The organism is Ruegeria sp. S84, from assembly GCF_056583445.1.
Genome location: NZ_CM152618.1, coordinates 708594 through 731759, shown reverse-complemented (window position 1 = coordinate 731759; position 23166 = coordinate 708594). Strand labels below are relative to the sequence as shown.

At 57.7% G+C, this 23166-nt stretch carries 17 protein-coding genes and 1 pseudogene; 14 read left to right on the top strand and 4 right to left on the bottom strand.

Annotation, left to right across the window (positions count from 1 at the left end; genetic code table 11):
* Positions 1–59 precede the first annotated feature (59 nt).
* The 6 genes from AC1DFB_RS03710 to mdoH all read left to right on the top strand — a co-directional run bounded on the left by AC1DFB_RS03710 (position 60) and on the right by mdoH (position 9016).
* Complete coding sequence (locus tag AC1DFB_RS03710; protein WP_480922152.1) at positions 60–1679, top strand: thiamine pyrophosphate-binding protein; 1620 nt, start codon at positions 60–62, stop codon at positions 1677–1679.
* Entirely contained in the window at positions 1666–2850 is a 1185-nt protein-coding gene (locus tag AC1DFB_RS03705; RefSeq protein ID WP_480922151.1) for a CaiB/BaiF CoA transferase family protein, read from the top strand. The genes AC1DFB_RS03710 and AC1DFB_RS03705 overlap by 14 nt, the downstream gene beginning before the upstream one ends.
* 180 nt (positions 2851–3030) lie before the next feature.
* Complete coding sequence (locus AC1DFB_RS03700; RefSeq protein WP_480922150.1) at positions 3031–4401, top strand: tetratricopeptide repeat protein; 1371 nt, start codon at positions 3031–3033, stop codon at positions 4399–4401.
* Between the two features lie 33 nt (positions 4402–4434).
* Positions 4435–5652 carry an OpgC family protein gene (locus AC1DFB_RS03695; protein WP_480922149.1) on the top strand — a complete coding sequence of 406 codons (1218 nt, stop codon included), beginning with the start codon at positions 4435–4437 and terminating at the stop codon, positions 5650–5652.
* Positions 5649–7148, top strand: a complete 1500-nt coding sequence (locus tag AC1DFB_RS03690; protein WP_480922148.1) for an OpgD/OpgG family glucan biosynthesis protein — start codon at positions 5649–5651, stop codon at positions 7146–7148. The genes AC1DFB_RS03695 and AC1DFB_RS03690 overlap by 4 nt, the downstream gene beginning before the upstream one ends.
* On the top strand, positions 7145–9016 hold the full coding sequence (mdoH, locus tag AC1DFB_RS03685) for a glucans biosynthesis glucosyltransferase MdoH (RefSeq protein ID WP_480922147.1): 1872 nt from the start codon (positions 7145–7147) through the stop codon (positions 9014–9016). Before AC1DFB_RS03690 ends, mdoH begins: the two co-directional genes overlap by 4 nt.
* On the opposite strand, the gene AC1DFB_RS03680 is transcribed toward mdoH, so the two are convergent.
* The gene (locus AC1DFB_RS03680) at positions 9017–9832 is read right to left on the bottom strand and encodes a PHB depolymerase family esterase (protein WP_170391879.1); all 816 of its coding nucleotides are present in this window, start codon (positions 9830–9832) and stop codon (positions 9017–9019) included.
* Positions 9829–10301 (bottom strand): annotated as a pseudogene (locus tag AC1DFB_RS03675) (rhodanese-like domain-containing protein). Before AC1DFB_RS03675 ends, AC1DFB_RS03680 begins: the two are co-directional and overlap by 4 nt.
* A 220-nt stretch (positions 10302–10521) precedes the next feature.
* On the opposite strand from AC1DFB_RS03675, the gene AC1DFB_RS03670 reads away from it, so the two are divergent.
* The 7 genes from AC1DFB_RS03670 to selD are packed head-to-tail and all read left to right on the top strand — an operon-like array spanning position 10522 to position 18608.
* Complete coding sequence (locus AC1DFB_RS03670; protein ID WP_170420921.1) at positions 10522–13392, top strand: monovalent cation/H+ antiporter subunit A; 2871 nt, start codon at positions 10522–10524, stop codon at positions 13390–13392.
* The gene (locus AC1DFB_RS03665) at positions 13392–13751 is read left to right on the top strand and encodes a Na+/H+ antiporter subunit C (protein WP_170391885.1); all 360 of its coding nucleotides are present in this window, start codon (positions 13392–13394) and stop codon (positions 13749–13751) included. The genes AC1DFB_RS03670 and AC1DFB_RS03665 overlap by 1 nt, the downstream gene beginning before the upstream one ends.
* Positions 13748–15286 carry a monovalent cation/H+ antiporter subunit D gene (locus AC1DFB_RS03660; protein ID WP_170609354.1) on the top strand — a complete coding sequence of 513 codons (1539 nt, stop codon included), beginning with the start codon at positions 13748–13750 and terminating at the stop codon, positions 15284–15286. The genes AC1DFB_RS03665 and AC1DFB_RS03660 overlap by 4 nt, the downstream gene beginning before the upstream one ends.
* Complete coding sequence (locus tag AC1DFB_RS03655) at positions 15286–15783, top strand: Na+/H+ antiporter subunit E (protein ID WP_170392908.1); 498 nt, start codon at positions 15286–15288, stop codon at positions 15781–15783. The genes AC1DFB_RS03660 and AC1DFB_RS03655 overlap by 1 nt, the downstream gene beginning before the upstream one ends.
* Positions 15780–16049: a K+/H+ antiporter subunit F gene (locus AC1DFB_RS03650; protein ID WP_170391889.1), complete on the top strand. Its 270-nt coding sequence runs from the start codon at positions 15780–15782 to the stop codon at positions 16047–16049. The genes AC1DFB_RS03655 and AC1DFB_RS03650 overlap by 4 nt, the downstream gene beginning before the upstream one ends.
* Before the next feature lie 7 nt (positions 16050–16056).
* Positions 16057–16443 (top strand): Na+/H+ antiporter subunit G, encoded by a 387-nt coding sequence (locus AC1DFB_RS03645; protein WP_170401276.1) that lies wholly within the window; start codon positions 16057–16059, stop codon positions 16441–16443.
* Positions 16444–16448: 5 nt separating this feature from the next.
* Positions 16449–18608 (top strand): selenide, water dikinase SelD, encoded by a 2160-nt coding sequence (gene selD / locus AC1DFB_RS03640; protein ID WP_480922146.1) that lies wholly within the window; start codon positions 16449–16451, stop codon positions 18606–18608.
* Here the strand turns inward: selD and mnmH are convergent.
* The gene (gene mnmH, locus AC1DFB_RS03635; RefSeq protein WP_480586548.1) at positions 18599–19651 is read right to left on the bottom strand and encodes a tRNA 2-selenouridine(34) synthase MnmH; all 1053 of its coding nucleotides are present in this window, start codon (positions 19649–19651) and stop codon (positions 18599–18601) included. The two genes, selD and mnmH, sit on opposite strands and share 10 nt — an antisense overlap.
* A 151-nt stretch (positions 19652–19802) precedes the next feature.
* Between mnmH and AC1DFB_RS03630 the strand changes: the two genes are divergently transcribed.
* Entirely contained in the window at positions 19803–21455 is a 1653-nt protein-coding gene (locus AC1DFB_RS03630) for a tetratricopeptide repeat-containing sulfotransferase family protein (protein WP_480922145.1), read from the top strand.
* 51 nt (positions 21456–21506) lie between these two features.
* On the opposite strand, the gene AC1DFB_RS03625 is transcribed toward AC1DFB_RS03630, so the two are convergent.
* Positions 21507–23084, bottom strand: coding sequence for a bifunctional metallophosphatase/5'-nucleotidase (locus tag AC1DFB_RS03625; RefSeq protein WP_480586554.1), 1578 nt, complete (start codon positions 23082–23084; stop codon positions 21507–21509).
* Positions 23085–23166 lie beyond the last annotated feature (82 nt).

Sequence of the window (23166 nt, the reverse complement as noted above, 5' to 3'; positions counted from 1 at the left end):
TTGCGTCCGGACGCGTCCTCCGCAATCTGCTGGCAGATAACTTTGTCGGAGCTTGATTAATGCAGGACCTGTCTCCCCGCGCTGCGGATTTGTTGGCACAACGCCTTTTCGAGGCCGGATGCCGCCATGCGTTCGGAATGCCCGGCGGCGAGGTTCTGACATTGGTGGATGCGCTGGAACGCGCGGGCATCACCTTTCATCTGACCAAGCATGAAAACGCCGCCGGTTTCATGGCCGAAGCCGTTCATCACCGCGATGGCGCGCCCGCGATTCTGGTGGCGACGCTTGGCCCCGGTGCCATGAATGGCATCAATGTGGTCGCGAACGCCTTGCAGGATCGGGTGCCGATGATCGTGCTGACCGGATGCGTTGATGCGGATGAGGCGCTGACTTACACCCATCAGGTGATGGATCACGCGCAAGTCTATCGCTCAATCACCAAGGGTACCTTCATGCTGACGGCTGACGGAGCTGATATCATCGCAGACAAGGCGGTATCGCTCGCTAACCAGCCGCGCCCTGGCCCGGTGCACATTGATGTGCCGATCTCGGTGGCCGATACGCGCGTATCAGAGGTTAAACGTCGCCGACTGGCGAAAATCGCCCCTGTCGCCCCCGGCGCGGAATGTCTGGAAAAGGCCCGTCGCTGGGTGGCTGAGGCCGAGCGTCCCTTGGCGATCATCGGTCTTGATGTTCTTTACGACGACTCGCGCTGTGTGGTGCGAGCATTTCTAGAGCATTTCAACATTCCCTTTCTCACCACCTACAAGGCCAAGGGGGTGGTGCCCGAGGATCATCCGCTGTGCCTGGGCGGGGCCGGTTTGTCTCCGCTGGCCGATAAACATCTTATCCCGCTGGTAGAACAGGCTGATCTGGTGCTGTGCCTGGGCTATGATCCTATCGAGATGCGCCCCGGTTGGCGCGAGATATGGGACCCAGAAACCAAGCGCGTGATCGACATATCAGCCGTGGTGAACGATCATTACATGCATCAGGCTGGGCTAAATCTGGTCGCCGACACCGGCGCAACGCTTGAGGCCATTGCCAAGGGCAACCCTGCCGGCAAGACTTGGCCGAATGGTGAGCCTGAACAGGTCAAGGCTGCGCTGGCGAATGCTTTTCCGACAGATGAAGACTGGGGACCGGCGGCGATCATCGCAGAAACTCGTGCCGTTCTGCCACCCGAGACGCTCGCCACGGCCGACAGCGGCGCGCATCGCATTCTGCTCAGTCAGATGTGGGAGTGTTCGGAGGCACGAGGGTTGATCCAGTCCTCGGCGCTCTGCACCATGGGGTGTGCCGTTCCGATGGCGATCGGTCTGAAATTGGCCGAACCGGATCGCCCCGTGATCAGCTTTTCTGGCGATGCCGGCTTTCTGATGGTTGCCGGAGAGCTGTCGACTGCCGCCGAATTGGGTGGCAACCCAATTTTTCTGGTCTTTGTCGATGCCAGCCTTGCGCTGATCGAACTGAAACAGCGCCAGCGCCAGATGGGCAATCGCGGAGTGGACTTTGACCGCCATGACTTTGCGGCTTTAGGCCGCGCATTCGGCGGTTATGGTCACACAGTTCGTAGCCGCGACGATTTGCGGGCTGCATTGGATCAGGCGTTGAAAGCAGACAAGTTCACTGTCATTGCTGCGGAAATTGACCGTGGAGGATATGATGGCCGCATCTGAAGGACCGCTGAAAGGCGTCAAGGTACTGGACCTGTCTCGCATTCTGGCAGGACCCACTTGTACGCAGTTGTTGGGCGACCTTGGCGCTACCGTCATCAAAGTCGAAAACCCGGCGACCGGTGGTGATGATACGCGGCAATGGGGCCCTCCTTACGCCGAGGATGCGGATGGCAACCGCTCAGACCTGAGCGCATATTTCATGTCCTCCAACCGCAACAAGAAATCGGTCGCCTTGGATATCGCAACACCCGAAGGACAGGCAGAAGTCCGACGCCTAGCCTCGCACGCTGATATACTGATCGAGAATTTCAAACCCGGTGGACTGGCGAAATACGGGCTCGACTACGCAACCTTGTCCAATGAGTTTCCCGACCTCGTCTACTGTTCAATCTCAGGCTACGGGCAGACAGGCCCCAACTCATCGAAGCCCGGATATGATCTTATGGCGCAAGGATATGGCGGGATCATGTCTCTGACCGGAGACGCCGACGGCGCGCCGATGAAAGTAGGCGTCGGAATTGCTGACGTGATGTGTGGTATGTATGCCTGCGTTGGTATTCTGGCTGCGCTGCGTCATCGCGACATGACTGGCGAGGGTCAGCAGATCGATCTGGCGCTGGTGGATGCACAGATTGCTTGGCTGATCAATGAAGGCGTGAATTATCTGACCTCGGGCGAAGTGCCTCAGCGGCGCGGCAACGGGCATCCCAATATTGTGCCTTACGAGGTCTATCAGACGGCGGATGGGCACGTGATTCTGGCCGTTGGAAATGACAGTCAGTTCAAAAGATTTTGCAGCTTCATCGAAAAGCCAGAGCTAGCCGACGATCCCCGATTTGCCACCAACCCGGCCCGTCTTGAAAATAGGGATGCGTTGAATGCGATCCTGCGCCCGGCAGTTCAGGCGCTGGATACAGGCAGCGTTATCGCGGGGCTTGAAGACCTGAAAGTCCCTGTTGGCCCGGTGCGGACGCTCGATCAGGTTTTTGCCTCGGATCAGGTCGCTGCCCGCCAGATGCAGATCTCGATGCAAGCTGAGCCTGACGAGGTGCAACTGATCGGGAATCCCCTGAACCTGTCACGCACGCCTGTAACATATCGCAGCGCACCACCGGTCTGTGGGGCTGACACACAGGCTGTTCTGAACGCGGAAAACCCCTTCGAAGATTGAAACACTCTGCCCGTTTAGGCGGCAAGTTGCTGAAACATGCCCTTGAATCGGCGGTTTTTTTCGCGTTTCTCACACACGGGATTTCACCAATTCGAGAGCAGGGTCGATACTGTTACGACCCGGCTGCACACTCTGTTACATCGAACAGTGTAGAACGTCGCAATCAGATTGGACCCGAGTATGAAACAAGACGTCTTTGGACAGATGAACACCCTGAACCAGCCCGCAAGCGTCGAGGCATGGGATGGTGTTCTCCTTGGGTTCATGGCGCATGCCGCTGTCACACCGCAACATCTGGGCAAGGTGCTGGAGCTTGAGCCGGACTTTGCGCTGGGCCATGCGGTCAAGGGGCTGTTCATGGTTCTGCTGGGCCGGCGTGAGATGATCGCGGTCGCTGCCGAAGCGCTGAGTGCCGCGAATGCAGCGATGGAGCGTCAGCCAGTTTCAGCCCGGGAAAGGCTATATGTCGAGGCGCTGGGTTTGTATATGGCCGACCTTCCATCACAGGCCGTTCAGAAATTTGAAGAGATTCTGCGAGCGCACCCAACTGATACTTTGGCCATGAAGCTCAGCCATGCGACGCGTTTCGTTCTGGGCGATGCGGCGGGGATGCGTCGGTCGATCGAACGGGTGATGCCAGCGTATGAACCCGACCACGCCGGACGTGGATACTTGCTGGGATGCCACTCGTTCGCGCTGGAGGAAACCGGCGCCTACGAGAAAGCCGAGATCGCCGGTCGTCAGGCCTTGTGGATGGTTTCGGACGACGCCTGGGGATTGCACGCTGTAGCGCACGTGCACGAGATGACGGGCAACGCGCAGCTGGGACTGGACTGGCTCGCGGGACGCGAGGACGCTTGGGCGCATTGCAACAATTTCCGCTATCATGTCTGGTGGCACAAGGCGCTGATGCATCTGGATTTGGGGCAAGTCGATCAAGTTATGGCGCTTTACGATCATCACATCCGCCAGGACAAAACCGACGACTATCGCGATATCTCGAATGCAACCTCGCTGCTGTCCCGGCTAGAGCTTGAGGGCGTTGATGTTGGCAACCGCTGGGAAGAACTGGCCGATCTCAGCGCAGCACGAACCGAAGACGGATGCTTGATCTTCGCCGATCTTCACTACTTGCTGGCATTGACCGGGGACAATCGTTCGGAGGCTACAGCAAATATGCTGCAGCGTATTCAAAATGACGCCCAGCGCAATCAGGGTGACACGCCGATCCGCATGTCCGACTCGGGCATTGCCGCCGCAAAGGGGCTTGAGGCCTTTGGAGAAGGCCTTTACGGCCAAGCCTTTGATTTTCTTTCAAATGCCCGGGGTGGGATGCAACTGGCGGGTGGCAGCCACGCCCAACGTGATGTATTCGAGCGTATCACCATTGATTCCGGCCTGCGCGCTGGCCGCCTGGATGCTGTCGAGCGCATCCTGGACGACCGCCGCGCCAAACGTGCCGGGGGAGAGGACAATTACGCCCTCGCCCGCCGAGAATTGATCGAGGCCGCACGCGACAGCGGCGACGCACAAAGCGTCCCCGCCGAATAACAACAATAAAAGACCAAGAAGGACAGAAACCGTATGGCGACCGCATCGCCCGCTTCTGATTTTGCTCCGGTGGCGTCTCAGGTCGCCGCCCCCGCCGCTACGCGCGATCCGCGGTTGGATTTCTATCGCGGCATCGCGATGTTCATCATCCTGATTGCCCATATTCCGAACGATCCGTGGGCCAAATGGATACCAGCCCGCTTTGGCTTTTCGGACGCAACCGAGATCTTCGTATTCTGTTCAGGCATGGCTTCGGCAATTGCTTTTGGGGGGGCGTTCATGCGCAAAGGCTGGTGGATGGGCACCGCACGCGTGAGCTTTCGCATTTGGCAGGTCTACTGGGCGCATATCTGCCTGTTCTTCTTTGTCGCGATGACAATGGCGGCCCTGAACCAGAGTGGGCTGTTCGAGAAAAACTATATCTCCTCTCTCAATCTACAGCATTTCTTCAACGATCCGGCGTTACAGATCGTCGGACTGTTCACCCTGACCTATGTGCCGAACTACTTCGATATTCTACCGATGTATCTGGTGGTGCTGGCGATGATGCCCCTATTTATGGGGCTATATCGTATCGGATTCTGGGCGGTCGCCATGGCCTCGGTCACGATCTGGCTCGTTGCACAATTCGACTACCTTGACCTGCCAGCCGAGCCCTGGTCAGAGCGCCAGTGGTTCTTCAACCCATTCGGGTGGCAATTGCTGTTCTTCACCGGCTTTGCGTTCATGCGAGGTTGGATTCCAGCGCCGCCGGTGTCGAAAACTCTGATCTGGGCGGCAGCATTGTTTTTGATCTTCTCGATGCCGTTCGGCTCGTGGAAGGTATTCACTTGGATCAATGCAGCAGCCCCTGATCTGGCTGATGAGATTCGCAAGGTCTGGCCAGTGACCAAAGAATTTCGCGACAAGACCGACTTTGGTCTATTCCGATATCTGCATTTTCTGTCGCTTGCCTATCTGGGTTGGGTTATCGCCGGTGAGCATGGCCGTCGCCTGATAGCGACCGGTCATGGGGCAGCCGCAAAGGTCTGGCAGTTCCTGCTGACCATCATCACCAAAGTGGGTCAGCAATCGCTCGCGGTGTTCGTATTTTCTATGGCAGCAGCACGACTTATCGGCGTCGGACTGGACCTGAGTGGGCGGGATGTTGCCAGTGTGTTCATCGCCAACATGATTGGCTTTGCCATGATCATCGGCGTGGCTTATCTGGCCGCCTGGTTCAAGTCACAACCTTGGAAATCAAAGAAATGAACTTTACACGTCGCGCTTTTCTCGCCTCATCAACGGCTCTGGCCTTCGCCCCAGCGGCATATGCCACAGGTGGAGAGACCCCGTTCAGCCGAGACGACGTCATCGCAATGGCCCGCGACCTGGCCAGCCGTGATTATGCCGAACGTGAGATGGTTCCGCAGGAGTGGCAGGACCTGACGTATCAGCAATACCGTTCAATACGGTTCCGGCTGGATCGCGCGCTCTGGTACGAGACCGAGACGCCCTTCAACGTCGATTTTTTCACGCCGGGCCTGTATTTTCCACGCACAGTGAAAGTATCGACCGTCGAGGACGGTATGACCAAGCCGGTCGCCTTTGATCTGGCCATGTTCGATAAGTCTGAAGACGTACCTGAGCTGCCCATTGACGACACGCTGGGCTTTTCAGGTCTACGCCTGCGTACTGAGATGCACCGCCCTGGCGAGACAGACGAGTTCTGCGTTTGGCAAGGGGCCAGCTATTTCCGCGCCATCGGTTTGCACGAAGTCTATGGCCTTTCGGCCAGAGGGCTCGCCTTGAAGACCGGCGATCCGGATGGCGAGGAATTCCCCGAATTCATTCGTTTCTGGTTGGAGCGTCCAGAACCGGATCAACGTTACATGGTCGTTCATGCGCTCATGGACAGCCCCAGCGTTACAGGGGCCTACCGCTTCCACGTTACCGCCGGTTCAGATTGCGTGATGGATATTGAAGCCACCCTGTTCCCACGTACCGAACTGCCCCATGTCGGCATCGCGCCCGGCACATCTATGTTCCTGTTCGATCAGACCAATCACAGCCGTTTCGATGATTTTCGCCCCGCAGTGCACGACAGTGACGGGTTGATGATCCGCAACGGCGCAGGAGAGGTTCTGTGGCGCCCGCTTGCGAACCCGACTCGCCTGCAGATCTCGTCTTTTGTCGACACAAACCCCCGCGGCTTTGGCCTGATGCAACGCAAGCGCAAGTTCTCGGACTATGCGGATCTTGAAGCCAATTATCACAAACGCCCAAGCTTGTGGGTCGAACCCAGCGAAGACTGGGGTAAAGGCACCGTCACGCTTGTCGAAATCCCGGCGGATCAGGAGATTTATGACAACATCGTCGCCTATTGGCGCCCGATGGAACCCTACGCCGCAGGCAGCCAGATTGATCTGTCCTATCGCCTGATCTGGGGCGAGGAACCTCAGCACACCCCTATGGCCCGCGTGATCAACACCGCGATGGGCGACAACACGTTCGGCGAGGGCCGTTTGGCCGTGATTGATTTCGAAGCCAGTGAGCTGCTTGACGATCCCGAGGCCATCACGGTGTTTGTCGACTCGCCCCATGCCGAAACTTCAGAAGGCGTTCTGCAGCGTAACCCAGTCACGGGCGGGTTGCGGCTGGCGTTCTCATTCGAACCAGGCGAACGCAACCACGTGGAACTGCGCGCGCAGTTGCTGAAAGACAAACAACCAGCCTCTGAAGTCTGGCTTTACCGTTGGACCATATGAACCGCGATCTTCATATCATGCCGCCCGAGGCCCCTCTGGCGATGCCAGCGCAGAACTTTGCGCAGGGATTCCGCGATGCGCAGGTACCTGCCGGGGGTCGAAATCCCTCTGTCGGGTTTTGGCGCGCGCTGGTCTTCTCACCTGCCATGGCGGCGGCTTTGGGTCTGCTCTGGGTCATGTCCGACTGGTTCAGCGCCGAAGGGATCAATCTGGTCGAAGGTATCCTGCTGACGCTAATCTCGTTCAATTTCTTCTGGATTTCCTTCACGGTCTGCACCGTACTGCTGGGCATGGTCTCGCTGTCCCGGCAAGAGCAGCCAAAGCGTGAAGGACGCTCGCAACCGTTGCGCGTGGCGCTGTTGACGCCTGTCTATAACGAGGTGCCGTGGAACGTACTGGGGAACGCCCGTACGATGCTGGAAGACCTGCAGAAACGCGGTGGTCAGCACCACTATGCCATGTTCATTTTATCCGACACGCGCGACCCCGAGATCGCCGCGCAGGAACAGGCCAGTGTCGAGGCGCTACGGACCACGCTGGCACCGGGGCTTGAACTCTATTACCGCCGCCGCCCTCAGAATACGGATCGCAAGGTTGGTAATATTGCCGATTGGGTCAGCCGCTGGGGCGCGGAATGGGATGCGATGTTGGTGCTGGATGCAGACAGCCTGATGACGGGTCGCGCGATCTCGCGCCTGACAGATGCGCTGGCGCGAGATCCCGGTGCAGGCCTGATCCAAAGCTATCCGCAGCTGATTGGCGCGCAATCGGTCTTTGCCCGGATGCAGCAGTTTGCCAACGGCGTCTATGGTATCGCCTTTGCCGAAGGCCTCGCGCGCTGGTGCGGGCAAGAAGGCAATTATTGGGGCCACAACGCCATCATTCGCACCTGTGCATTTGCTTCTAGCGCAGGTCTGCCCAAGTTGCGGTCGCTCAACGGACAAGACAAGCTGATCATGAGCCACGATTTCGTCGAGGCCGGATTGCTGCGCCGCGCAGGATGGGCCGTGCGCTTTCTGCCGCGCATACGCGGATCATATGAAGAAACGCCCCCCACCCTCATTGACCACGCAATGCGCGATCGCCGCTGGTGTCAGGGCAACCTGCAGCACCTGAAACTGCTGGGTTCGACCGGCTTCCGCGCAGTCTCGCGGTTCCATATGTTCCACGGAGCGGTCGGATATCTGATGTCGCCGCTTTGGTTCGCACTTTTGGTGATGTGGGCCTTGATCGGTCAGGGCAAGGACGCCTCGGTTCTGCATTACTTCAGCCCGGACAATCCGCTGTTCCCGCAATGGCCAGAAATGTCCGAAACACGCCATGTGCTGATCATTCTGGTGATGTATGCGATGCTATTGGCACCCAAGGTTTTGGGCGTCGCTGCTCTGCCCCTCAGCGGTGTGCGCTATTCCGATTTCGGCGGAACGCGGAAATTCTTCACTTCATTTCTGTCCGAAGTCATCCTGTCGATCCTCTATGCCCCTATACTTATGGTGCAGCAGATGATTGCAGTGTTCCGCACCGCGTTGGGCATTCAAAAGGGCTGGTCCCCGCAAGCGCGCGATGGTGGCAGCTACGGGCTGCGCACGCTGATCCTGTGCCACAGCCTTGAGACTATCATCGGCGTCGCGCTTAGCGTTGGCATCCTCGCCGGTCTGGTCTCGGTCTGGCTGGCCCCGATTGCGATCAGCCTGGCACTGGCGATCCCATTGTCTGCGCTCAGCGGCGTATCGGCAGGCACCGCGCGCCGTATGGTTGGTATGCGCGAAGATGTCAGCGAGCCTGCAATTACACGCTCGGCCCGGCGCTATCGCGATGAGTTGAAGCGATTGATCGAAGGCAAGGGCGTGATCACACCGGCGGAATGATCACCCGCCGGGCAAGCCTTCGTACCAGTCTACCATCATATCAGCCCAGCCGTTTGGCACCGTATGGCCGCCCGGGAACAGAGCAAATTCCAAGGCGCTACCTTCGGCACATCCCATCCAGTTGCGACGCATAAACTGGCCCGTGGTAGAAAACCCGCTGGGCTTGGTATCGGCACACTCATTGGCGACCCGCCAGATTTCCAATCCGGCAAAGATATCGCCCTGGTGGAAACGGCCTCCGCCCAAAAGGCGGCCCTCCAGCGGCACCACATTGTCCGTCCAACCATGGGTGTGGAACATGCGTACCGGACCATCACAGCTTTCGGGATGTGGCCGCCAGAACCCGCCTGAAACCGGGACATAAGCAGAAAATGAATCCGGCGCAGCGCAGGCGAGGTAATAAACCATGAACGCGCCAGCCGAGAAGCCGCCCAGCACGACGCGATCCGGGTCGATATCAAACCGGTCGGCAGCGTCCTGCACTACTTCACGAAGAAACGCGGGTTCATCCCGACCTTCCCAACCGGGAAAGAAGTTCCAGCTTTTTCGACCGTTTCTCTCGGACCCTTCCGGTGCCATCACTGCGTAGCCGCGCGCCAGCAACGGCTCGACCATGGATCGGTTCTTGAGCGTACCGGTGGCGCTGCCGCCATAGCCGTGCAGGAACACAACCAGCGGAGGGTTCTCCGCTTTCGGCAGTTCGATGTGATATCCGCCTGATGCGGTTTCGCACATCCCCTCGGTATCGCCACAAGCCGCAAGGCCAGGTTGCCCGGCAAAAACAAAGCACGCGGCCAACCAGTGTCTGACACTCATCCCGTTTCCTCTTCATAATCGTTGACAGGCAACCCAGCCCGCACCCAACCGGGCCCGGCCGCCGAACCCAGCATGCCCTCGGGCACGTCGATGACATTGGTAAATCCAGCCTCGGTCAGTCGATTGCTTAATCGGGCCGAGCGCACCCCGCGTGCACAGATCAGTGCGACAGGTGCAGATCGGTCCCCCCGAGCAGGTGGTCCAAGGCCTGCACGAAATCCTCACGGCGCATGTCGAGCGGATGGGCCGCTTCGGCGACCCCGGTCGCCCGCCATTCGCGTGGAGTTCGGATATCGATAAGATGGATCGCGCCGTCGAGAGCCTGTTGATGGGCGGTGGCCGCCGCAATCTGACCACCAGCATAGGCCTGCGGGATCAGCCGGTATTCGCGGATTGCGAAACCCGCTGCAATGGCGGCCCCTCCGCCCAATAGGACCCATCTGCGGGTTCGGCCTTTCCCTTCTGCCATGCGGCACTCTCCTGCATTGTCAGATCGGTATTATCATATGGCAATTCGCGACGCTTTCAGGAAATCCAACCCTCAGATCAAGTTCGCGTCATAGTTACACAGGTAGATCACGTCCAATATGTGCGCTTTAGGACCTTTCGGAACCTTGCAATTTCCGGACAGTCAATAAATTATCCCTAGCAATTCAGTCATATTGACCGCACAGACCGGAGTATCGCACTTGTCCCTATTCCTTATCGCGGCCCTTCCCTTCCTCGGAGCTGTCTTTCCGGCCCTCCTGATCCGGGCAGGACGAAACGCAGCAGCATCAGCGGCTGGGTTGACCACCTTCCTCGCGTTGATGGGATTGCTGATCCACATTCCCAGCGTCATGCGCGGTGATGTTGTGACCGCGCGGTTCGACTGGATACCCGGGCTTGGACTAAACGCGAACTTCATGCTGGACGGTCTGGGTTTCTTGTTCGCCTTGCTGATCCTGGGCATCGGTCTTCTGATCATCCTCTACGCACGATTCTACTTGTCGCGCGAGGATCCGATGGGGCAATTCTATACCTATCTGCTGCTGTTTCAGGGCGCGATGGTGGGAATTGTTCTGTCTGACAATATCCTGCTTCTGCTAATATTCTGGGAACTTACGTCGCTCAGTTCATTCTTGCTGATCGGTTACTGGAAGCACCTGCCCGAGGGTCGTCAAGGCGCGCGTATGGCTTTGGCCGTGACCGGCTCGGGCGGGCTGGCGATGATCGCGGGGATGCTTATCCTCGGCAATATCGTGGGATCTTATGACCTGAGTGTCATTCTGCAGAACAAAGAGCTGATCCAGTCCTCGCCCTACTACCTTCCTGCGCTGATCCTGATCTTGCTTGGCTGTTTCACCAAATCGGCGCAATTCCCGTTCCATTTTTGGCTGCCGCACGCGATGGCGGCTCCGACGCCAGTGTCGGCCTATCTGCACTCGGCCACAATGGTGAAGGCAGGCCTGTTCCTGATGGCCCGGATGTGGCCGGTTCTGGCGGGTACGGATGCGTGGTTCTACATCGTCGCCACTACCGGTTTGATCACCATGCTGCTGGGTGCCGTGATTGCGCTGTTCAAGGATGACCTAAAGGCGCTGTTGGCGTTTTCGACGGTGTCCCATCTGGGTCTCGTGACGATGCTACTGGGCTTTGGCACGACGATCGCTGCTGTTGCAGCCGTCTTCCACATCATCAACCACGCGACGTTCAAGGCGGCCTTGTTCATGACCGCCGGGATCGTGGACCACGAGACCGGCACACGCGATGTCAAACGGCTGGGTGGTTTGCGGCATCTGATGCCGATCACGTTTACTATCGGTACCATCGCTGCCCTGTCGATGGCCGGTCTGCCACCGCTGAATGGTTTCCTCTCGAAAGAGATGATGCTGGAAGAGACAGTCCACACGACTTGGCTTAACTCGCCTTACTTGGTACCCGGCTTGGCGCTTCTGGCTGCGCTATTTTCAGCGGCCTACTCCTTTCGCTTTGTCAGCCATGTCTTCCTTGGGCCCGAGCGGGACGATTACCCCGCGCATCCACATGACCCGCCTGTCGGTCTTTGGTTGGCGCCGGCGTTCCTTGTGGTGCTGGTCGTCCTGATCGGTCTTTATTCCGCAGCCATTGTTGGCCCGCTTGTCGCGGTTGTCTCCAGCGCCGTGATCGGGGGCGAGAAGCTGCCTTATTACTCGCTGAAACTGTGGCACGGCTTTACACCTGCGCTTTACATGTCGGTGGTCGCGACGCTGGGAGGCCTGTTCCTGCTGTCGTTGCACAAACGCGGCGACCAGATATGGAACGCCCTGCCCCGGCCCGAGGCAAAGGCGATCTTCGAGGCAATCATCGACGCGCTGACCCGACTCAGCCGCTGGATTACGGACGAGCTGCATAATGGTGTGCTCAGCCGATATGCGATCATCTTCGTGGCTTTTGTCGTTGGGCTTGGCTACTACGCCTACACCACCGGCACCATTGGCGTTGAAACACGCGTACCGCTTGAGGCTCAGGTCATCCCGATCATCGGCTGGATCTGTCTGGTGGGTGCGACGTTGGCGATCATGTGGTTCCACCGCAACCGTCTGCTGTCACTGGTGTTGATCGGGGTGGTTGGCCTGATCGTTTCGATGGCATTCAACTACCTTTCTGCCCCCGATCTGGCGCTGACACAGATTTCGGTCGAAGTGGTGACGATGATCCTGCTGTTGTTGTCGCTGAACTTTCTGCCGACCGATACACCCTGGGACAGCAGCGCGGCACGGCGTTGGCGTGATGCGGCAATTTCGGTGGTTGCCGGGATCGGCTCAGGCGCTTTGATCTATGCGCTGATGATGCGGGATTTTGCTTTCCCAACGATCTCGGAATTCCATCTGGCCAATTCGTACAAAGGTGGCGGTGGCACCAACGTCGTGAACGTGATCCTCGTCGACTTCCGGGGTTTTGATACCTTTGGCGAGATCATCGTGCTGGGCATCGCAGCCCTGATCATCTACGCCCTGACCGAAGCAGTGCTGAGCACCAACGTGCGCAGTTACCTGCTAAACCGTAAACCACATTGGCCGCAGTCGGGTGACTCTCACCCATTGATGATGGTGGTCGTCACCCGCGTGATGATGCCCATCGCATTAATGGTCGGGGCCTATATCTTCTTCCGAGGCCACAACCAGCCCGGCGGCGGCTTCATCGCAGGCCTCATCGTCGCGATCGCCTTCCTGATGCAGTACATGGCCAGCGGCTATACCTGGGCGATTGAACGGCAGAGATTCTATTATCACGGCACCATCGGTTGGGGCGTTCTGATCGCCGCTGCCACTGGTCTGGGTGCATGGTTCAATGAACGCCCGTTCCTGACCAGCGATTTCGGTTATATCCACTGGCCCCCGCTGGAAGAATTCGAATGGGCCACCGCGATTCTGTTCGATACCGGCGTCTTCCTTGCGGTACTGGGCGCTGTGATGCTGGCGCTCGACAGCCTGTCGCGCTTCGCGTGGCAGCCGGGAATGGCACAAGAATTCCCGATGGATATCAACCCGCTGCGGGATAGCCCTCAGGATGAAGACAACGAGAAGGAGCAGGCCTGATGGAAGCGCTCGTAGCCTCTGCCGTAGGCGTCATGACCGCAGCCGGGATTTTCCTGATCCTGCGTCGTCGTACATTCCCAGTCATTCTGGGCCTGTCCCTGATCACCTATGCGGTGAACGTGTTCCTATTCGCCACCGGGCGGCTGGCGCTGAACGCACCTGCCGTTCTGAACAAATATGAAGATGTCCCCTATACCGACCCGCTACCGCAGGCGCTGGTGTTGACGGCCATCGTGATCTCATTCGGGATGACGGCGGTGATCGTGATGATCTCGCTGTCTGCCTATCTGTCCTCGAAGGATGACCATATCGATATGAGCGCAAGCGATAGCGTGGACGCACCGGGAGAAGACGCATGAACCATTGGATCGTCGCGCCGATCGTCCTGCCCGCGATCCTGGCCCCGTTTATCATTATGGTGTTGCGATATCATTTGGACCTTCAACGCATCTTCTCGGTCGCCGGCGTCGTGGGATTGCTGGGTATCGCCTTGACCATTACCGCCCAGGCATCGGGTGGCGAGGTTCAGGTCTATGAGCTCGGCAACTGGCCCGCACCGTTCGGCATCGTAATGGTGTTGGACAAACTTTCGGCCATGATGGTGTTGTTGACGGCCCTGCTGGCCCTGCCGGTTGTCCTTTATGCCATCGGCTCTGGCTGGGATGAGAGAGGCAAACACTTCCATGCTCTACTCCATTTTCAGCTAATGGGTGTCTGCGGTGCTTTTCTGACCGGCGACGCCTTCAACCTCTTTGTGTTTTTCGAGGTCCTGCTGATTGCCTCTTACGGCCTCATGACGCATGCAGGTGGCGCAGTGCGGTTGAAGGCCGGTGTTCAGTACGTCGCCTATAACCTGCTCGGCTCGACCTTGTTCCTGTTTGCCTTGGGCACGATCTATGCTGTGACCGGCACGCTCAACATGGCTGATCTGGCCGTTCGCGTGGCCGATATCCCACCCGAAGACACCGCCTTGCTGCGGGTTGGAGCAGTCTTGCTATTACTGGTTTTCTGTATCAAGGCTGCAGTGTTGCCACTGCATTTCTGGCTTCCTGCAAGCTACGCAAATGCACCGCTGCCCGTTGCGGCGCTGTTCGCGATCATGACCAAAGTCGGTGCTTATTCGATCCTGCGGGTCTATACGCTGGTCTTTGGGCCCGATGTAGCCGCAACCGAAGGGCTAGTCGGTAGTTGGCTACAACCTGCAGCACTGCTGACATTGGCCGTTGGCGCTATTGGCATTCTGGGCTCGCAACATATCGCGCGAATGGTGGCCTTTTGCGCCATCGCATCGATGGGCACATTGCTGATTGCGATCTCGTTGTTTAGCGAGGCCGCGACGGCGGCAGCGCTCTACTATATCTTCCATTCGACTCTGGCGACGGCCCTGCTGTTCCTTGTCGCGGACATGGTAATGGAGCGCCGTGGCGGAGCCATAGCCCCTTCGAGGCCGATGCCGCAATCCGGTCTGATCTCAGCCCTGTTCTTTGTCGGCGCCATCGCGATGGCTGGCATGCCGCCACTATCGGGCTTTGTGGGCAAGCTGCTGGTACTGGACGCCTCACGTGGCGCGCCCGATGCAAATGCGGTCTGGGCCGTGATCTTGATCGGGTCGTTCGTCACAATCGTGGGTCTGGCCCGCGCGGGAACGCTGATCTTCTGGAAAAGTCACGACGCCCAACATAATGTGACGCCTGAGCCAACCGAAGAAGCCGGCCTACCAACCGCGCCCGAGCCCTATCCGGGCCTCGCCTTTACTTCGGTGTTCGGGGCGGTTCTGGGACTTGTGCTGCTGACACTGTTTGCAGGTCCGGCGCTGCAATATGCCAGCAACACGGCCGTGCAACTGTTCGCGCCGGAAGATTACATTTCGGCCGTGCTGGGAGGGGAAGAATGATGAAGCTTCTGCACCGTATATTTCCGCATCCCCATCTGACCGCACTACTTACACTGGTGTGGGTGTTTCTGGCAAACACCGGGTCTTTGAACTCGGTGGTCTTTGGCCTGCTACTGGGCATCATCATTCCGTTTATCACTCAGCCCTATTGGCCGGATCGCCCGAAACTGCGCAATTGGCCGATGGTGGCGGAATACATGTTGGTTGTCTTATGGGATATCGTGATGGCCAATATCGCGGTGGCCCGGATCATCCTGTTCAAACGCGACGCAGACCGCCAGCCAAGCTTTGTCAGCGTCCCGCTGGAACTGCGCACGCCCGAGGCCATCACAGTTCTGGCCGGAACCATCACCATGACCCCCGGCACCGTCAGCTGCGATTTGTCCGCACAAGGGCACTACCTGCTGGTTCATTGTCTGGATGCACCGAACCCCGAAGAGGTGCGCGACCAGATCAAACAACGCTATGAGCGCCGCCTGAAGGAGATTTTCGAATGATCACCTATGCGATCTACTTTGCTTTTGCCTGCTTCGGCGCTGCGATCATGATGTGCTTGTGGCGTATCATTACTGCCGACGGTGTCGGTACCCGTGTTCTGGCCCTAGATACAATGGTGATCAACACCATCGCTCTGCTTATCCTTTACGGCTTGAGTATCGAGACCGAAATCTTCTTTGAATCCGCCATGATCATCGCCATGCTCGGCTTTGTCTCAACCGTGGCTTATGCGCGCTTTATGCTGCGTGGCAATATCATCGAATGAGCGTGGCATGACCTTTATCTTCGAACTGCTCATCGCATTCTTCCTGATCGTATCGGGCATTTTCGGCTTTGTCGGATCATTCGGCATGATCAAGCTGAAAGACCCCATGTCCCGCCTGCACGCACCCACCAAGGCAACTACGCTGGGCGTGGGCGGCGTCCTACTGGCCTCGATCGCGCATTCGGTTTTGCTTGAGGGCAAACTGTCGATGCACGAGTTGTTGATCACGCTCTTTCTGTTCCTGACGGCCCCGATCACGGCCCTGTTCATTGCCAAATGGCACATTCATCGCCATGAAAAACCCAGTGATCTACCAGACGCAGGCGAGGATGAGCTTTGGGCCACCCACGCGGTCGAACAGGTCGAGGACGTCCCGGACCACAGTACGAACTGAGACCTATGCACAAACCTCTGCTGCCCCTAACCCGCGATCTGGTTCTGATAGGCGGAGGACACACGCACGCGCTACTGCTGCGCAAATGGGGTATGAAACCACTGTCCGGCGCGCGGGTTACGGTGATAAACCCCGGTCCCACCGCACCCTATTCGGGCATGTTGCCAGGATTTGTCGCTGGTCACTATCAGCGGTGGGAGCTTGATATTGATTTGGTGCGTCTGGCCCGCTTTGCCGGTGCGCGGGTGATACTGGGCGCAGTTGAAGGTATCGACCCGGACACACGCCAAATCCATGTGCCCGGACGCCCGCCGGTGGCGTTTGATGTGGCCTCGGTCAATGTCGGGATCACCTCGGATATGCCAGCATTGCCGGGATTCGCCGAGCATGCCGTTCCGGCCAAGCCGCTCGGCCTCTTCGCCGCGCAATGGCAAAGCTATCTTTCAGGGACGGGCCGCGCCTCGGTCGCCGTGATCGGTGGTGGCGTTGCGGGAGTAGAGCTAGTCATGGCGATGGCCCATGCACTGCGTTCCAAAGGACGTGAAGCGCAGGTTACTTTGATCGACAGTGCAACGGCCCTGACAGCGACTGTCCCGAAGGCATCCGCCACCATCCGGCAGGCGATGGCGCACCTGGGGATCGAAGTTCTGGAAAACACATCAATCCAGAAGATTTCTGCGGGCGAAATCGAGCTAACGGACGGTCGCCAGATACCAGCCGATTTCATCACCGGTGCTGCAGGCGCGCGGCCCTATGAGTGGATATCCAATACCGGCCTCGCGCTGCATGACGGTTTCATCAAAGTGAACGCGTCCCTGCAATCCAGCGATCCGGCGATTTTCGCCGCGGGAGATTGCGCCCATCTGTCCGAGAACCCGCGCCCCAAGGCAGGGGTCTACGCAGTGCGCGAGGCACCAATATTGTATGACAATTTGCGCGCCGCGCTAGGGTCTGGGAATATGCGGCGTTACGTGCCGCAGAAGGATTACCTGAAACTCATCTCTCTGGGTGGAAAATCCGCACTGGCCGAGCGATTGGGAACATCATTCAGCGGGCCGCTCATGTGGCAATGGAAAAACCATATCGATCAGAAGTTCATGTACCGGTTCCGTGAACTGCCCCAAATGCCCACCACCGCATTGCCCCGTCATCACGCAGCAGGGCTGCAAGAGGCGTTGGGAGAAAAACCAATGTGCGGCGGGTGTGGTGCAAAGGTGGGTCGAGGCGCTTTGCAGGCCGCATTGCAGGAGTTGCCGCAGCTCGACAGGCCCGACATTACACCCCTGCCCGGTGACGATGCGGCGGTGCTGCTAACCGGTGGCACGCGACAGGTTATGACATCGGATCACTTACGCAGCTTCACCAACGATCCCGCCTTGATGACGCGTATCGCCGCTGTCCACGCGCTTGGTGATATCTGGGCAATGGGCGCTCGTCCGCAGGCTGCGACAGCAACGATCATCCTGCCGCGCATGTCAGCTGAGTTGCAGCAGCGCACAATGGCTGAGATCATGCATATTGCCAGCGACGTCATGCACCAAGCCGGGGCTGAGATCGTCGGCGGCCATAGCTCAATGGGTGACGAAATGACCATCGGGTTCACTCTGACCGGGCTCTGTGATGCTGAACCGATCACGCTGGGTGGCGCAAAACCTAATGACGCTTTGATCCTGACAAAGCCGTTGGGCAGCGGTGTTTTGATGGCGGCCGAAATGGCGGGCAAGGCGGAAGGCGCCTGGGTCGCGGCAGCTTTCGCGCAAATGATACAGCCGCAGGGTGAGGCGTCCCGCATCCTGAAAAATGCCCATGCGATGACGGATGTCACCGGTTTTGGTCTGGCGGGTCACCTGCAAGGGGTATGCGAAGCGTCTGGCTGCGGGGCAACCCTGTCTTTGGACGCGATTCCAGCTCTGGAAGGTGCGGCAGAGCTCAGTGATCAGGGCATTCGATCTACAATCTACACCGACAACCGTGCCATCGCCCCAGGCCTTCCGACCGGCGGCAAGGCGGATTTGTTATTCGATCCTCAGACTGCGGGAGGTCTCTTGGCGGCCGTCGATGCCAACGAAGCCGAGCAAGTGTGCTCGGAACTACGCGCCGCCGGTTACCCTGCCGCCCTGATTGGTCACATCGACGCGACATCGGGCCTACGTGTTCAAAGCTGATCCAGAACATTCTTAATCCGAGCCACCGTCGCCGACAGCCCGGTATCATCAAGTGACGGTGGCTCAATCTGCGCGATCACTTCGGCACGCTGCGCCTTACGCGATTTGGCATAGGCCGGGTCGTAATGCTGTTCCATCAATGCCTGTGTCAGTCCACGCTTGTCGCCGGCATTGATCAATTCCAGCCAACCATCCACAACCTCATGACCGCGATGAATGCGCAGTGGAGACAATCGATCACGTAGCCGTTCGCTATCCGACAGAATGTCATCGTAGGCAGACACCAGATACGCGGCGCGCGCAGCAATCGGTGCTGTGATCTGGATGCGAGGTGCAGCACACAAGGCCGACCACAGGCTGGGCGGGAGGATCAGGTTTCCGATCTTGGATGATTCTGCTTCAACAACCACCGGACGCGCTGCATCCAACTCGCCCAAGGAAGCGGCGAGCGCGGATTCAAAGGCTTTCTGACTGGGTTGCCCGCCCGGCATTTCGCCCAGCAATGAACCTCGGTGATTGGCCAGCCCTTCAAGGTCCAGCACTTGCGCGCCTTGCGCCTTTAGATGGCCCAACAGGTCTGTCTTGGCCGTCCCGGTATAACCATCCAGCGCGACCAATCGATATGGCAACACTTCATCATAGAGGAACTGCTTTACCAGTCGGCGATAGCTGCGATAGCCGCCTTCAACCACCTCGGCGCGCCAGCCGATTTGTTGCAACATCCAGGTAAATGATCCTGATCGCTGCCCGCCACGCCAGCAATAGACCAGCGGTTTCCAGTCGCCCTCATGATGGCTCAGGTGATCCTCGATATGGCCTGCCGCGTTGCGAAACACCAGCGCAGCACCCAGCTTGCGGGCCAGAAACGGGCTTTGCTGGACGTAGATAGTACCGACCCGTGCCCGTTCTTCATTGTTCAGAACCGGCAGATTGATAGCGCCCTGCATATGGTCTTCGGCGAACTCAGCCGGGCTACGCACGTCGATAACCGTATCAAACGTGTGGTTGTAGAATTGCTGCAGGCTGGAGACTTTCAAAACCATATCAACGGTCTATCCCGCATGGTGCCGGAAGAAAACCCAAGCCGCTGTTGAAGGTACCAGACCATAATACGGAACAGCCATTGCAAACCATCTTCGCTTGGGTAATGAACCATCGATACTGGTTTCTTATTGGCATGGGACGTGCGCACATATGGCACAGCAGACCGCAAATTCCCTCAAGAGCAAAGCATTGGCCGATCTGGAGACAGGGAAGTTGCCGCAGGCCTTGAAAAAAGCGCAGCTTGGCATCAAGAAACACCCCAAGGATGCCGATTACCAAGCAATCGCAGGCTTTGTCCTGACCGAGATGAAGCGGTACAAGCAGTCCATTCCACACTTCGCTGAAGCATCGCGAATGAAACCGGACGATGCTCAATTTGTCGAAAACCTCGCCAACGCGTTAATGCAGACAGGTCAAATTCCGCGTGCGCTGTCTTATGCCGAGCAGAAACTTGAACGCTTCCCGAATAACAAAGAACTGGTCCGCGTCATTGATGAAATTCAGCTCAAGGGACAGAATTGGCGCCTGATCATCGACCATACGACGAACAAACTGGAAAAAGACCCTAACAATGCAGATTTGCTTTGGTTGCGGGCCCGCGCCTACGGAGAGGTCGGATTCTCCGATCACAGCTCTCAGGACATTGCCCGCGCTTATGGGATCGCACCTGAAAATGAAAAAATCGCATTGTCAAAAGCCGTAGACTTGTATCAATCGGGCGACAAAGAGGGCTCAAAAACCATTTTGCGCGCTGTACTTGAGAGAAACAAGTTTTGCGCGGCGGCGCTCTACCAAATGTCTCTAATGGTGGACAATGACCATGCCGAGAGCCTTGCGCGTGCTGTCGACACCGCAATTTCAGAAAGTGATCACGCCAACTCGGTGCTTGAATTCGCAAAGGCGCACTTGATCTCCAAACTTGATGGGCTGTTCTCGGCGCTCCCCCACTTTGCGCGGGCCAATGCCATTCAACACAACGTGAATCCGTATGACAGCACGCAAGAAGAGAAACGGTTCAAAGAAATCAGCACGTTTTTTCCCCTGAATGTACCTCCTGCGACTGCAGGCGTAAGCGATGGGCCCAAGCCGATATTCGTAGTCGGACAGCCACGATCAGGCACAACACTGATGGAAATGATGCTTAGTTCGGCACCGGATATCGCCGGCTGCGGAGAGCTGACGATTGCAGGTGAATTATCCCAGAAGGTCAGAGAGAGCGGCAAACCATTTGACGCAGACGCAGCTGCTGAATGTGCAGCAGAGTTTCGCAGGCTGATGCCAGCCTTACCCGAAAGTTCGACTGCATTCGTTGACAAGATGCCACATAACTATCAGCGGCTCGGCTTCATAATGTCAGCGTTCCCGAATGCCCGCGTGATCAACATGTTGCGCGATCCAAGGGATGTGGGGCTATCAAAATGGATCAGGCGTTTTCACTCACCGGGTATGCGCTATGCATCCAATCTTGAATCGATTGCCCACTCAGCCAACCTGTACCGGTGCTATCTTTCTCATTGGGAAAAGCTGTTCGGTGATCGTATTCTAACGGTTCGATATGAGGACCTGGTAGTCGACCCCAAAACCTGTATCCAGCAAGTCGCCGCCTTCTGCGGTATCGACTGGGATGAGCGGATGATGACCCCTGAGAAAAATACTAGGAAAGTCCGCACCGCCAGCACCGATCAGGTGCGCAAGAAAATCTCAACCGGGTCAATTGGTGGCTGGCAAGAGGTTGCGGATCAAATTCAGCCGATGTTGCATGGGCTGGATCAGGCGTTGTGGCCCGAATACAGGTTCGATTGACCAAAAAAAGGCCGCCCCGAGAGACGGCCTTTATTTGCTTCTCCGGTCACATCACTTCTGTTGGATGCGCCCGTCCAGATAAGGCTGATACGGGGCGTTCTCGGCCAGATACTCCGCCGTAACATCCGCCAGATCAGGCCCGAAATCATAGGCGTTTTTGTCATCACCAGAGAACACAGAATAACCATCGCCGCCATTGCGGACATAGTTGTTTGTCACCACCAGATATGTCGCAGCTGGATCAATAGCTTCGAAACCGCCATCCTTGGCGACCATGACCTCAACAATCCGGCCTTCATTCGGGGCAACCGATGGATCCCAGGTAAATGTCATTCCTGCCACCTGAGGGAAGCGGCCTTTGACCTCTTCAACTTGGCTCACCCCGTTTTCAAGAGCATCAATCACGCCCTGACCGCTGATCTCGAAGGTCGAGAGCGTGTTCTGGAACGGCAGTACTGTCAGCACCTCACCCATGGTCACCTCACCCGGATCGATCGAGGCGCGCAGCCCACCCGAGTTCGCAATCGCAATCTGGGCGCCCTGATCGGCAACCCGCGCCAACATGGCATCCGCAACAAGATTGCCCATTTCACATTCCTGCACGCGACAAACGGAACGGTCGCCTTCAATCGAAGCTGACGCTTCCGCGACAACCTTGTTGCGAATTTCATCCAGCGGAACGGCCAGCTCGGCGATGCGGTCCAGCGCGGCCTGATCCTCGGTCACCGCATTGTCCATGATCAGCGGCTCACCCTCTGCGGATACAACATTTCCGTCATCATCGAATGTCACATTCAATTCACCTAGAAACTTGCCATAGGCATAGGCCTGAACGATCTGCACCCCGTTTACGACGGTAGGGTACGGTCCGGCGGCCTTGTCGGATGTGTTCGAAAGATATGTGTTCGAATGCCCACCCACGATCACGTCAACGCCCGTGGTCTCCTGCGCCACGCGCTGATCGACGCCATAGCCTGAGTGGCTGAGAACGATGATCTTGTTCACACCTTCGCCGGTCAGCTTGTCGACCTCAGCCTGAACGGCAGGAACTGGATCAGAGAAGGTGATGTTTGGACCAGGTGACGCGATATCGTGCGTGTCTTCCGGCGTCAGTCCGATCAGACCGATCTTTTCGCCGCCCACTTCGATCACAGCCGATTTCTTGATCTTGTCGGTCAGCAGTTCCTCATCCGCATAATCGGCGTTGGACATCAGCACCGGGAAATCGACCGAGTCGATGAAGCCGCGCAGCACCTCAGGGCCATCGTCGAATTCATGGTTGCCCACAGTCATGGCGTCATAGCCCAGCTTGTTCATGAACTCAGCCGCAACCTTACCCTTGTAGTAGGTATAGAACAGCGAGCCCTGGAACTGGTCGCCCCCATCAACGAGGATCGAGTTATCGGCCCGTCCGCGGGCCTCTTCGACTGCCGTCACAAGGCGCGCCGATCCACCAAAGCACTTGCCTTCGGCATTGTCTTCGTCGCCACAGGCGCTGTCGTACTTGTTGATCGGCTCAAAGCGCGAGTGGAAATCGTTTGTATGCAGAATCGTAAGCTTGTATTCGGCAGCCGCCATACCGGCGCTGAGTGCCAATACCGCAGCCGAAGCCAGAAAACGGGTGAACATCGTGAAACTCCCTATGATTGTTTTGCGCGATGGTGCGCGTTGCGTGGCGAAGAGTCAAAGGGGGAAATCCGGCTTGATTCTA

What these genes read in the sequence shown, in the direction of transcription:
- AC1DFB_RS03630 (WP_480922145.1), top strand. Translation starts at nt 19,803, where the DNA reads ATGGCACAGCAGACCGCAAATTCCCTCAAGAGCAAAGCATTGGCCGAT.
- AC1DFB_RS03700 (WP_480922150.1), top strand. Translation starts at nt 3,031, where the DNA reads ATGAAACAAGACGTCTTTGGACAGATGAACACCCTGAACCAGCCCGCA.
- AC1DFB_RS03690 (WP_480922148.1), top strand. Translation starts at nt 5,649, where the DNA reads ATGAACTTTACACGTCGCGCTTTTCTCGCCTCATCAACGGCTCTGGCC.
- AC1DFB_RS03650 (WP_170391889.1), top strand. Translation starts at nt 15,780, where the DNA reads ATGATCACCTATGCGATCTACTTTGCTTTTGCCTGCTTCGGCGCTGCG.
- mdoH (WP_480922147.1), top strand. Translation starts at nt 7,145, where the DNA reads ATGAACCGCGATCTTCATATCATGCCGCCCGAGGCCCCTCTGGCGATG.
- AC1DFB_RS03655 (WP_170392908.1), top strand. Translation starts at nt 15,286, where the DNA reads ATGAAGCTTCTGCACCGTATATTTCCGCATCCCCATCTGACCGCACTA.
- mnmH (WP_480586548.1), bottom strand. Translation starts at nt 19,651, where the DNA reads ATGGTTTTGAAAGTCTCCAGCCTGCAGCAATTCTACAACCACACGTTT.
- AC1DFB_RS03680 (WP_170391879.1), bottom strand. Translation starts at nt 9,832, where the DNA reads ATGAGTGTCAGACACTGGTTGGCCGCGTGCTTTGTTTTTGCCGGGCAA.
- AC1DFB_RS03645 (WP_170401276.1), top strand. Translation starts at nt 16,057, where the DNA reads ATGACCTTTATCTTCGAACTGCTCATCGCATTCTTCCTGATCGTATCG.
- AC1DFB_RS03625 (WP_480586554.1), bottom strand. Translation starts at nt 23,084, where the DNA reads ATGTTCACCCGTTTTCTGGCTTCGGCTGCGGTATTGGCACTCAGCGCC.
- AC1DFB_RS03705 (WP_480922151.1), top strand. Translation starts at nt 1,666, where the DNA reads ATGGCCGCATCTGAAGGACCGCTGAAAGGCGTCAAGGTACTGGACCTG.
- AC1DFB_RS03665 (WP_170391885.1), top strand. Translation starts at nt 13,392, where the DNA reads ATGGAAGCGCTCGTAGCCTCTGCCGTAGGCGTCATGACCGCAGCCGGG.
- AC1DFB_RS03660 (WP_170609354.1), top strand. Translation starts at nt 13,748, where the DNA reads ATGAACCATTGGATCGTCGCGCCGATCGTCCTGCCCGCGATCCTGGCC.
- selD (WP_480922146.1), top strand. Translation starts at nt 16,449, where the DNA reads ATGCACAAACCTCTGCTGCCCCTAACCCGCGATCTGGTTCTGATAGGC.
- AC1DFB_RS03710 (WP_480922152.1), top strand. Translation starts at nt 60, where the DNA reads ATGCAGGACCTGTCTCCCCGCGCTGCGGATTTGTTGGCACAACGCCTT.
- AC1DFB_RS03695 (WP_480922149.1), top strand. Translation starts at nt 4,435, where the DNA reads ATGGCGACCGCATCGCCCGCTTCTGATTTTGCTCCGGTGGCGTCTCAG.